Source organism: Paraburkholderia graminis C4D1M (genome assembly GCF_000172415.1).
Taxonomy (GTDB): domain Bacteria; phylum Pseudomonadota; class Gammaproteobacteria; order Burkholderiales; family Burkholderiaceae; genus Paraburkholderia; species Paraburkholderia graminis.
Genome location: NZ_ABLD01000055.1, coordinates 1 through 11,040, shown reverse-complemented (window position 1 = coordinate 11,040; position 11,040 = coordinate 1). Strand labels below are relative to the sequence as shown.

The 11,040-nt window shown below is 64.6% G+C and carries 10 protein-coding genes and 2 pseudogenes; 10 read left to right on the top strand and 2 right to left on the bottom strand.

Annotation, left to right across the window (positions count from 1 at the left end; all coding sequences use genetic code 11):
• Window positions 1-228 precede the first annotated feature (228 nt).
• Window positions 229-1,230, top strand: coding sequence for a 4-hydroxythreonine-4-phosphate dehydrogenase PdxA (gene pdxA / locus BGRAMDRAFT_RS32805; RefSeq protein ID WP_006053239.1), 1,002 nt, complete (start codon window positions 229-231; stop codon window positions 1,228-1,230).
• A gap of 78 nt (window positions 1,231-1,308) precedes the next feature.
• A complete protein-coding gene (locus BGRAMDRAFT_RS32800; protein WP_006053238.1) occupies window positions 1,309-2,145 on the top strand; it encodes a DeoR/GlpR family DNA-binding transcription regulator in 837 nt (278 codons plus the stop codon).
• Window positions 2,146-2,278: 133 nt separating this feature from the next.
• On the opposite strand, the gene BGRAMDRAFT_RS32795 is transcribed toward BGRAMDRAFT_RS32800, so the two are convergent.
• Window positions 2,279-2,629 (bottom strand): hypothetical protein, encoded by a 351-nt coding sequence (locus BGRAMDRAFT_RS32795; RefSeq protein ID WP_006053236.1) that lies wholly within the window; start codon window positions 2,627-2,629, stop codon window positions 2,279-2,281.
• A 572-nt stretch (window positions 2,630-3,201) separates the two neighbouring features.
• On the opposite strand from BGRAMDRAFT_RS32795, the gene BGRAMDRAFT_RS32790 reads away from it, so the two are divergent.
• Complete coding sequence (locus tag BGRAMDRAFT_RS32790) at window positions 3,202-3,957, top strand: DeoR/GlpR family DNA-binding transcription regulator (RefSeq protein WP_006053235.1); 756 nt, start codon at window positions 3,202-3,204, stop codon at window positions 3,955-3,957.
• On the opposite strand, the gene BGRAMDRAFT_RS34830 is transcribed toward BGRAMDRAFT_RS32790, so the two are convergent.
• A complete protein-coding gene (locus BGRAMDRAFT_RS34830) occupies window positions 3,930-4,202 on the bottom strand; it encodes a hypothetical protein (protein WP_157140706.1) in 273 nt (90 codons plus the stop codon). The genes BGRAMDRAFT_RS32790 and BGRAMDRAFT_RS34830 overlap by 28 nt on opposite strands.
• A gap of 369 nt (window positions 4,203-4,571) precedes the next feature.
• On the opposite strand from BGRAMDRAFT_RS34830, the pseudogene phnS reads away from it, so the two are divergent.
• The 7 genes and pseudogenes from phnS to BGRAMDRAFT_RS32755 form a co-directional block, all read left to right on the top strand.
• Window positions 4,572-5,661: pseudogene (gene phnS, locus BGRAMDRAFT_RS32785) on the top strand (2-aminoethylphosphonate ABC transporter substrate-binding protein).
• Between the two features lie 100 nt (window positions 5,662-5,761).
• Window positions 5,762-6,862 (top strand): 2-aminoethylphosphonate ABC transport system ATP-binding subunit PhnT, encoded by a 1,101-nt coding sequence (phnT, locus tag BGRAMDRAFT_RS32780; protein WP_006053233.1) that lies wholly within the window; start codon window positions 5,762-5,764, stop codon window positions 6,860-6,862.
• Window positions 6,840-7,805, top strand: coding sequence for a 2-aminoethylphosphonate ABC transporter permease subunit (locus BGRAMDRAFT_RS32775; RefSeq protein WP_006053232.1), 966 nt, complete (start codon window positions 6,840-6,842; stop codon window positions 7,803-7,805). Before phnT ends, BGRAMDRAFT_RS32775 begins: the two co-directional genes overlap by 23 nt.
• Complete coding sequence (gene phnV, locus BGRAMDRAFT_RS32770; protein WP_006053231.1) at window positions 7,795-8,658, top strand: 2-aminoethylphosphonate ABC transport system, membrane component PhnV; 864 nt, start codon at window positions 7,795-7,797, stop codon at window positions 8,656-8,658. The genes BGRAMDRAFT_RS32775 and phnV overlap by 11 nt, the downstream gene beginning before the upstream one ends.
• Window positions 8,659-8,752: 94 nt before the next feature.
• On the top strand, window positions 8,753-9,499 hold the full coding sequence (locus BGRAMDRAFT_RS32765) for a phosphonate utilization associated transcriptional regulator (protein WP_006053230.1): 747 nt from the start codon (window positions 8,753-8,755) through the stop codon (window positions 9,497-9,499).
• Between the two features lie 64 nt (window positions 9,500-9,563).
• On the top strand, window positions 9,564-10,841 hold the full coding sequence (gene phnA, locus BGRAMDRAFT_RS32760; protein WP_006053229.1) for a phosphonoacetate hydrolase: 1,278 nt from the start codon (window positions 9,564-9,566) through the stop codon (window positions 10,839-10,841).
• Window positions 10,838-11,040: pseudogene (locus BGRAMDRAFT_RS32755) on the top strand (phosphonoacetaldehyde dehydrogenase); the annotation flags it as partial. The gene phnA and the pseudogene BGRAMDRAFT_RS32755, both read left to right, overlap by 4 nt.

The following is an 11,040-nucleotide window of genomic DNA, read 5'->3' as shown; positions in this document are numbered from 1 at the left end:
TTGCGGCCGCATTTGCGTATCGTCACGAAGGCGGGCGCCTTCGGCACCGATCATGCGCTGTTCGCCGCCTGGCGCTATCTGCACGAAGCGCCGGCAGAACCGGCAGCATCCGCAGCACCGGCAGCCGCCGGAACCGGATTACACGACTCGGCCTGATCGCCGCGTTGGCGTAATCAGGCAGGCAGGACTGGCAGGACAGCACAGACATCAAGGACCAGGCAAAACACCATGAGCAACTACCTTCCCGTAATCGGCATCACAATGGGCGACGCAGCGGGCGTCGGCCCGGAGATCGTCGTCAAGAGCCTTGCGCACGACATCGTTTACAAGCAGTGCCGTCCGCTCGTGATCGGCGATGCGCGCCGGCTCGAACGCGCGACTCAGATCGTTGGCGGCACGGCGAAAATCCGCCGTATCAAGGAAGCGGCCGAAGCGCGCTATGAGCCGGGCACGATCGACTGCATCGACCTCGATCTGATTCCCGACGATCTGCCGTTCGGCCAGTTGTCGGCAGTCGCGGGCGACGCCGCGTACCGGTTCATCGCGCGCGCGGTTGAACTCGCGGAGGCGAAGCAGATCGACGCGATCTGCACGGCGCCGTTAAACAAGGAAGCGCTGCACGCGGGCGGGCACAAGTTTCCCGGCCACACTGAAATGCTTGCGTACCTGACGGGCGTCGATGAAGTGTCGATGATGCTGGTAGCGCCGCAACTGCGCGTGATCCACGTGACGACGCACATCGGCATCATCGACGCGATCCGCAAGATCGAGCCGGGCCTCGTGCAACGCACGATCGAGCGCGGCAACGCGACACTGGTCAAGGCCGGCATTGCAAATCCGCGTATCGGCGTGTGCGGCATCAATCCACACGCGGGCGAGAACGGCCTGTTCGGTTACGGCGAGGAAGAAGAGAAGATTGTTCCGGCAGTGAAAGTGTTGCAGGAGCGCGGCCTGGACGTGACCGGCCCGCTACCCGCGGATACGCTGTTCTTCCGCGCGGGCCGGGGCGACTTCGATCTCGTCGTCGCGATGTATCACGACCAGGGACATGGCCCGGTGAAGGTGCTGGGTCTCGAAGCCGGCGTGAACGTGACGGTGGGTCTCGAAGTCATCCGTACCTCGGTCGATCATGGCACCGCATTCGACATCGCGGGCAAGGGCATTGCCGACGAGCGCAGCCTGCTCGAAGCACTGCGCCAGGGCGCGGAACTCGCGACGCGGCGCGGCTGAACCCGCGCAATTAACGCCGAAGATCGCGTGCGAACCGTGGTGTAACATCGGCAGCCTTGTTACAGCAGAATCACACCCATGAAAGCGTCCGAGCGCCATCGCGCGATTCTCGAACTCGTCCTGACCGGCGACGCCAACGTAGAGCAACTGAGCGCCGCGCTCGGCGTGTCCGAGGCAACCGTCCGGCGTGACCTGACGACGCTCGCCAATCAGCGGCGGCTAGTACGCACCTATGGCGGCGCGACCGCGCTTATCGGCGCGCATGAACCGGAGGCGTCGCTCGAGGAGCGCAAGGCGACGCAGCGCGATCAGAAGGAAGCGATTGCGCGTGCGGCTGCCGCGCACGTGCACGACGGCGATACGGTATTGCTTGACGGCGGCACCACCTGTGCAGCGCTCGCGCGGCATCTTGGCTCGCGTGCTGATCTTCATGTGGTTACCAACAACCTGCTTGCCGTCATGACGCTTGCCAATGCACCGGGCGTGCATCTGACGCTGATCGGCGGCGATCTGCGCAACTCGAGCATGAGCACGCTCGGGCCGCTCGCCGAACTTTCGCTGAGCCGTTTGAGCGTGGACAAGGCGTTCCTGGGCGCCGACGGCGTGGTTGCCGGTTTCGGGCTTTGCGAGGCCAGCGCGCAGCAGGCGTATCTGAAGGACTGCATCATCCGGCGCGCGGCGCAGGTCATCGTGCTCGCGGACGCCGATAAGCTCGGCCGCTCGCGGCAGCAGCATTGGACTCCCCTCGAGCGCGACTGGCGGCTCATTACGTCGAGTGTCGCGGACGAGGCGTGTCTCGCGCCGTTCAGGGCGCTTCAGCGCGTCGTGGTGGAGACGGCCGATCTCGAGAACGCGCCGCTTACTGCCGCGCCCCGCGAAGCGGCGGTTCGAGGTACTGGAGTCGCTCGGGATTGAGCAGCGACGGCTGGTTGTCTGTATGGGCCAAGCCGCGCAGCAACAAATTCCGCAGGAAACCGGAGGTCGCCGTTGTTTTGCTCAACGATGGCGCGACTCCATACGTCATGGCCGCGTTACTTCTGCGATTGCATTAGCGCACGACGTGAGCGGATGCCGCGTGGCCTCTCACGCGAAGCACGTTGCCTTCCGGCGTGGTTTGCCGCGGAATCTCGGACATGTCCGGTTCTTCGTTGCGCAAGGTCTTTTGCGCAATACCTTGCTTCGCCACGAGCCGTGGAGCAGTTGCCAGCGCGCGCGGCGACCGCACCTTTTTCGCGTGCAAGGCCACATGGCGTCGTACTGCGAGCCTGTGTGCGGTAGCCACCCGGTGCGGGGCAGTCGCGCGCGCCTCAGGCGGATTCCACACCTCCGAATAGGTGCCGGCCCCGAAAGCCATCGGCGCGAACGCCGCGGTCAGTAACGCAAGTCCAAGTTTTCTCACGATTCCCCCTGCCTGCCTGTCATTGCTGCCACTTTTTGCAAGCCATCGGCTGATGCATGCCTCAGCCGTGGCAGCCTGCGCAATAGCGGCGGTTCCGTGTGGAATACTGTACGTCCATACAGGTTTTATCGCAATGGGATCTGCTTGGGCTGGTCATGTCGGCAGCACGAGGAGCAAGGGCCCTGCGGGCGATGTGGCCCGTGACGAAGTCCTCGCACAGTTTCCGCTCCGTGTATGATTCCGGCGGCGAAGCTATCACAGGCTGGTTTCGTGCCTTGCGAGCAGGAACGGGGGCGTCGCCAGCGTCGTGGCGCGTGCGAACGTCTTGCCACTCGCCCAGCTTTTGCCGACGCATCCGGCCGTCGTTTTAGCTGTTCCGCGGCCTTGGCATCGAACCTCATGGTCGGCGCAGGTTTTCGGCTGGCGAGTGAAAAAAGCTACGCTAACGTCTTGAACTCAGCAACTTGCAGACGACCGACTACTGATACGAAAAGCCCTTGTTTCAAGGGCATTTGACAAAGAAGCACCCCGCGCGACACGCCTCTCGCGGGAAGACGAAGGAACCGTCCTGAATGCTGGCAGAACAACGTCATCAATACATCCTGGCGCAAGTCGCCAAAACCGGCGCGCTTTCGGTCGCCGAACTGGTGCGCGAATTGAACGTGTCGCGCGAGACGATCCGCCGCGACCTTAACGCGCTGGCCGGGCGCGGCCTGCTCGTCACCACGCATGGCGGCGCGCTATCGAGCGACCGGCGCGAACCCGACCTCGACACCCGCGAAGCCGCGAATGCGGGCGCGAAGCGTGCGATCGGCGAGCGCGCCGCGCAGTTCGTTCCGGACGGCGCGTCGCTGATCGTCGACTCCGGCAGCACCACGCAGGCCGTCGCGCGAGCCTTGCTCGACCGCCACCGCCTGTCGGTCTATACCAACGACTGGCGCATCGCGCTCTTGCTCGGCCGGCGCAATGACAACCGCGTCACGCTGCTCGGTGGCGAGCTTTCCGACATCGAAGACGCGACGTTCGGGCTCGATACCGTGCACCAGCTCACGCAATATCACGCGGACTTCGCTTTCATCGGCGCGGGCGGCATCTCGCCCGACGGCTATCTGACCGACTACAGCCGCATGGCCGCCGAGGTGCGCAGCCGCATGATCGCCGCCGCCGACACGGTCGTGGTCGTCGCCGATCATTCGAAGTTCGGCCGCGTGACGCCTGTGCGCATCAACGGTATTGAATCGGCGCGCTATCTCGTGACCGAACTGGCGCCCGAGCGCTCGCTCGGCAAGGCGATCACCGATCATGGTCCGGAAATCGTGATCGCCTGAGCGAGGCGCGCAAGCAGGCGGATGCCCAGGCCGCCGCGCAGTACGACGCGCGGCGGTTGCAAAAAAGGCGCATGCAACACGCCCACACAACCGCCCGGTACGCGTCCGCGCGATTCGTTCGCTGATACCCGCCACGCATCCGGCGGCAACGTCGGAATTCCCCAGCATGTTCTCCTGGCACTTCGTTGCAGCTTGGCTATTATTGGCGAATTGTGTCGTTTTTTGGAATTCGACAGAATGGTCATGGCGTTGTCATCGAAACCTGTGATCCTTGCCGTGCCCATGCAGGCGTGGCAGGCAGCGCGAAGGTCGTAAGAAGCTGTATGCCGGGGCAAACATCACGCGTCCGGGTTGTCGGCAATCTGCAATCTACACGGGACAGCGGCGCCGCCGCCGGGCAACATGCAGGCAAACGAGCAGTCAACACGCACGCAACGGTTACGCAAACAGCAAGCAAGCAGCACGCAACCAGCAAGCGAGCAGCACGCAGCGAACACGCAAGCAGCACGCAGGCAACAGATAAAAGCGCAAACGGCGCGGCCCACGCGCCGTTCAATCACAACAGGTATCGGGTTTTCCCGGCCGTCTGGTTTTAAGCCTTTCGGAGAAGCGACATGACAAAGACCAATTCCTCTCAAGCCACGGGCCTCGCACGCAAGCTGTTGCCGGCGCTGCTGGCCGCCACGTTGTTCGGCGGCGCGGCGATACAGGCGCACGCGGCCGACGCCGTCGTGCTCTACACCGCCGACGGCCTCGAAAATCTCTACAAGGACGTGTTGCCGGCCTTCGAAAAGAAGGAAAGCGTGAAGGTGAACATCGTCACGGCGGGCAGCGGGGAAGTGGTGAACCGCGCGACGATCGAGAAAGATCAGCCGAAGGCCGACGTGCTCGTGACCTTGCCGCCGTTCATCCAGCAAGCGGACCAGAACGGTCTGCTGCAGGCTTATCAGAGCGCGAACTACAAGAACGTCCCGGCGATCGCCAAGGCATCCAATGGCGCGTGGGCGACCTTCGTGAACAACTACTTCTCGTTCGCGATCAATCCTGAAGTCACGAAAAACGCGCCGAAGACTTTCGCCGATCTGCTGCATCCCGACTACAGCGGCAAGATCGCGTACTCGAATCCGGCGACGGCCGGCGACGGCATGGCCGTGATCATCCTGACGTCGTCGCTGATGGGCGAGGACAAGGCGTTCGAGTATCTGAAGAAGCTCGAGCAAAGCGCCAAGTTCCACACCAAGGGCACGGGCTATCTGGACGTGCTGCTCTCGCGTAACGAAATCGCGTTCGCGAACGGCGATCTGCAAATGGATCTCGACGACGCGGCCAACGGCGGCTTGTCGCTCAAGCCGGTGTTTCTCGCGGCGGCGCCGGCGGCCAGCCGACCACGTTCCAGTTGCCTTACGCGATCGGTCTGATCAAGAACGGTCCGAACCAGCGCAAGGCAAGAAGCTGATCGACTATCTGATGTCGACGGAAGTGCAAGCGAAAGGTGCCGGACATCTTCGGCATTCCTGGCCGCACCGACGTGCCGCTCGCCGGCAAGAACGGAGAGACGGTCAAGCAAGGCCATCGCGGGCGTGAAGCTGATTCCGGTGGACTGGAATCAGGTCATGGCGAAGAAAGCCCGATTGGACCGCGCGCTGGAAGAACGACGTGGTCGGTTCGTCGGGCAAGCAGATCGAAGTCGTCAAGCCGAAGTAAGTTTGCATACGAAGTAAGCCTGGAACATGCAGCGCCTGCGCGATCTTTCTGAGCCGCCACGGCGCTGCACGCGCATCAATCTTGTTGGAGGATGAACCCGGTGAATACCGCCAGTCTTGCTGATCCAGGCGCGCTTGGCGCGTCGCCGGACGCCCTCGGCGCGGCGCGTTCGGACGCGCCCGGCGGCGTGCAGATCGACCATCTGACGGTGCGCTTCGGCTCGCGCACCGTGCTCGACGATCTGTCGCTGACGATCCAGCGCGGCGAGTTGCTGACCGTGCTCGGCCGCAGCGGCTGCGGCAAGACCACGCTGCTGCGCTTCATCGCCGGTTTCATCGAGGCGGACGGGTTGTCGGGCACGCTGACCGTTGCCGGTCACGATCTCACGCACGTATCGCCGCATAAGCGCAATCTCGGTCTGCTGTTCCAGAGCTATGCGCTGTTTCCGCATCTGTCGGTGTTCGAGAACGTCGCGTTCGGCTTGCGCGCGCGGCGCATATCGGCGAAAGACATCACGCGTCGCGTCGCCGATGCGTTGAAGCTCGTGCAACTCGGCGACGCCGGGCATGTGATGCCCGCGCAGCTTTCTGGCGGCATGCAGCAGCGCGTGGCACTCGCCCGCGCGCTGGTGATCGAGCCGGACGTGCTGTTGCTCGACGAGCCGCTGTCCGCACTCGACGCCAACCTGCGCGCGTCGGTGCGCTCCGAACTCAAGGCACTGCACGAGCGCCTGCCGCATCTGACGATTGTCTGCGTGACGCACGATCAGGACGACGCGCTGGTGCTCTCGGACCGCACGCTGCTGATGCGCGACGGACGCATCGCGCAACTCGGCACGCCGCAACAGTTATACGACGCGCCGGCCGACGCGTTCGTCGCGCGCTATCTCGGCGCGGCCAATCTGCTGCCGCCGCAAGTCGCTTTCAGCATGGACGACGCGCGTTATAACGAGCGTGAGCGCGTCGCTTGTCTGCGGCCCGAGGCGCTGCGCATCGTGCCGCTCGGCGAAGGGCACTTGCATGGCGCGATCGCGTCGGTGGAATGGTATGGCGCGGTGTTGTCGGTTTCCGTCATGCTGGATGCAATGCCGAACGAACCGGTGCTCGTCACGATGCAGCGCGGCCACGGCATGATGCCGGAGAAAGGCGCGCGTGTTTCCCTGCGTTATGAGGCTGACGATGTCGTCCTTATCAAGCCCTGAGGCGCCGGCTTCGCTGACCGCGTCGGCGTCGGCGTCCGCTTCCGCAGCCGCCGATGCTCGCCGCAGCGCGAGCGCCGCCTCGCATCGCGCCGCGGTGAAGCGTCGCCATCGCGCGGCGCAATGGCATCTGCTGTTCATTGCGGTGGTGGTGCTCGGACCGCTCGTCATCTATCCGCTCGTGCGGCTGGTGGCGCTGAGTTTGAGCGGGCCGCATGGCTTCGGTCTGCAAGCGTACGCGGCATTCTTCGGCAATCCGGAAACGCGCGGCGTGATCGGCACGACGTTGTGGATTCTGTTTGCAAGCGCCGGACTCGCGTCGCTGCTTGGCGTCGCGCTTGCCTCGCTGCTGTTCTTCAAGCCGTTTCCCGGCGCGCGCCTCGTCACGCGCTTTCTCGAACTGTTCGTCGCGTTCCCGTCGTTCCTCGTCGCCTTCACGCTGATCTTTTTGTACGGCTCGCAGGGCTCCGTGAGCATCGGCTTGCAACGGCTCTTTCATCTGCAAGCGCCGCCGCTCGATTTTCTGTTCGGCGTGGGCGGCGTGATTCTCGCCGAAGTCGTGTTCTACGCGCCGTTCGTCGTTCGCCCGACGCTGGCCTCGTTCGCGACGCTCGACATGCGTCTGATCGAAGCCGCCCGCAGTCTCGGCGCAAGCGGCTGGATGGTCGCGTTCAAAGTCATCGTGCCGCTCGCGTGGCCGGGCATCGCGGCCGGCACGATCCTGTGCTTTCTGCTCACGCTCAACGAGTTCGGCATTCTGCTCGTGCTCGGCAGCGCGCATCTGATCACGTTGCCGGTCGCGATCTACAGTTCGGCCACCGTCGATCTCGATCTGCCGACGGCTGCCGCCGGCGCGGTCGTGATGCTCGTCATGTCTTTGTCGCTGTACGCGTTGTACCGCCAGGTCAATCGTCGCAAAGCGAAAGGAGCGGGTCATGGCCGATGAACTCGATCCGACCGTGCTGCCGGTCATGCACATGAAGGCGCGGCCGGTGCGCCGCAGTCTCGTCGTCAGAATGCTCGGCGGATTGTTCCTCGGCTTTGCGGCGCTGTTGTGCTTCTGGCTTTTCGTGTTGCCAGTGATCGTGGTCGCGCTTTCGAGCGTGGCGGCTCACTGGTCGGGCACGATCCTGCCCGACGGCTTCAGCACGCGCTGGTTCGAGCGGCTCTCGTCGAGCGACTTCGACGCGCTGACGACGAGCCTCGAAATCGGCATGGGCGTCGCCGTGCTCGGCACGATTCTCGGGCTCTGGCTCGCGCTTGCGCTCGAAGGACGCGACCGGCGCGGCCTCGGTGCTTTCGTCGACACCATCGCGATGATGCCCAACGGCGTGCCGAGCGTCGTGCTCGGGCTCGCGGTGCTGATCGCATATCACAAGCGGCCGGTGGATTTGTCGAGCTCGGCGGCGATCGTCGTGTTCGTGCAACTCGCGCTGGTCCTGCCGTTCTGCTACCGATGCGCGGCCGCCGCGCTGCGCCCCGAGTTGACCGTTCTGCGCGAAGCGGCCGCGAGCCTCGGCGCGCCTCCGTCGATGGTGCTGCGCCGCGTCGTGCTGCCGCAACTCGTGCCGGCGATCCGCGCGAGTCTCGCGCTCGGCTTCGCGTTGTCGCTCGGCGAACTGGGCGCGACGCTCACGGTTTATCCGCCGGGCTTCGCGACGGTGCCGATCGTGGTCGTCGGTCAGGTGGAGCGTGGTTATTACTTGCCGGCGTCGGCGCTGTCGCTGATCTTGCTGCTCGTTTCGCTTGCCGCGCTGCTCGTCATTGCCGCGCGCGTGCCGCGTCGCCGGATCGACTGAGCCCGCATTCACGATTTCCCTGCTTGCGTTGCGCGTCTGGCTCACGAGACGCCGTCGCGCAAATGTCCTTTTCGATGTGGCGAAATTTGTCAAAATGACCGAATATATGCAAACTGCTTCTGTCGATCCGATTGAGGTTGTGCGCAGGCATTCGCTGACGGCGCTGGTCCGCGACGAAATCGAAAGGCACATCGTCGAGGGCGAGCTTGCGCCGGGCGACAAGCTCAACGAAGCGGAGTGGGCCGCGCGTCTGCGGGTGTCGCGCGGGCCGGTGCGCGAGGCGTTTCGGGCGCTGGAGCAGGCGGGGCTCGTGCGCACCGAGAAGAACCGCGGCGTGTTCGTACGGACGGTGTCGCTCGCCGAGGCGGACGAAATTTACGCGGTGCGCGCAGTGCTCGAGGAGGCAGCGTGCCGCATGCTGGCCGCGAGCATCGACGCGCAACAACTGGCGGTGCTGCGCGACTGGCTCGACGCGATGCGCGCCGCGCTCGACACGCAGGACGCCGACGCGTATGCGCGTGCCAACGTCGCGTTTCACGATGCGATCGTGGCGGCGGCCGGCAATGTGAAGCTGTATGAGACGTATCGAAGGCTGGTGAGCGAGCTGAGTCTCTTTCGCCGCGCGGCGCTGGTCGTGCATGCCGACGCGATGGAGCGCTCGCTGGCCGAGCATCGCGCGATTCTGACCGCGCTGGCTTCACGCGACGCCGCGCGTGCCGCGGCGCTGATGCAGGCTCATGTGCACGGCGGCTTGCAGCGCGCGCATGCGGCGTGCGAGGAAGGCGGTGCCGCGGCAGGCCAGTTGGATGCGGCGCGATTTACGCCGGCGTCGGACGAGTGAAGCGATGAAGTGGTCATAACCGATTGGCTCGAGCACGCGTGCGCGGCACGCAGGGACGGGAACAATGGCAAGCACGAACGAAGAAACGGTTGGGCGGATGATCGAAGTCAACGGCCGCCGCTACAGGCTGCCGTCGCGGCCGACGGTCGTGGTGTGCGTCGACGGCTGTGAGTTCGATTATCTCGAGGCGGCGGTCGCGGCCGGCGTTGCGCCGTTCATCGGCAAGATGCTGAAGGGCGGCGCGGCGTTCAAGGGCGATTGCGTGATCCCGTCGTTCACCAACCCGAACAATCTGTCGATCGTGTGCGGCGTGCCGCCTTCGGTGCACGGCATCTGCGGCAATTACTTCTGGGACCCGGACGCGAACGATGGCGCGGGCGCCGAAGTGATGATGAACGATCCGGCCTATCTGCGCGTCGGCACGTTGCTCGCTGCCGCGAGCGAAGCCGGCGCGGCGGTCGCCGTCGTCACCGCGAAAGACAAGTTGCGCCGCTTGCTGGGCTGGCAGTTGAACGGCATCTGCTTTTCGGCGGAAAAAGCGGACACGGTGACGCGCGCGGAAAACGGCATCGACGAAGTGCTCGATCTGGTCGGCTTGCCGCTGCCCGACGTGTACAGCGCGGCGCTGTCGGAGTTCGTGTTCGCGGCGGGCGTGCGGCTCGCGCAAACGCGCACGCTCGACCTGATGTATCTGTCCACGACCGATTACATCCAGCACAAATTCGCGCCGGGCACCGAAGGCGCGAACGCGTTCTACGCGATGATGGACGGCTATCTCGCGCAACTCGACGCGCTCGGCTGGGTGATCGGACTGACCGCCGATCACGGCATGAACGCGAAGCACGATCCGCAAACCGGCGAGCCGAATGTGATCTATCTGCAGGACGTGCTGGACGAATGGCTCGGCGCTCGCAGGGCACGCGTGATTCTGCCGATCACGGACCCGTACGTGGTGCATCACGGTGCGCTCGGTTCGTTCGCGACGATCTATTTGCCGCGCGATGTGAGCGCCGCGCAGGTCATTGAGCGCATTCGCGGCCTGGCGGGAGTCGAACTCGCGCTCGATAACCGCGCCGCGTGCGAACGCTTCGAATTGCCCAAAGACCGCGTCGGCGACATCGTCGTGATCGGCACGAAGCATGTCGTGCTCGGCACACGCTGCGACGAGCACGATCTTTCCGGATTGACCGTGCCGTTGCGCTCGCATGGCGGCTTGTCGGAACAGGAAGTGCCGCTGCTTTTCAATCGGCGCGTAGAGGGATTGCCGACCGCGGACAGTGGCCGGCGGCTGCGCAACTTCGATATCTTCGACGTCGCATTGAACCGCGTGTCGGCATCATGAACACGACGCTGCGGGACCATCCGGCCTTCCGGGCGGAAACGCTGCGGCTCGAAGGCGAACGCGCGGCGCGTCCTCGCTCGTTCGACGTGTTCGATCCGTACACGGGTACGCGCGTGGGCACGGCGGCGCTTGCAAGCGTCGACGATGTGCGCGCCGCGTTCAACTACGCCGCGGCTTATCAGCCGAAGCTCACACGCTA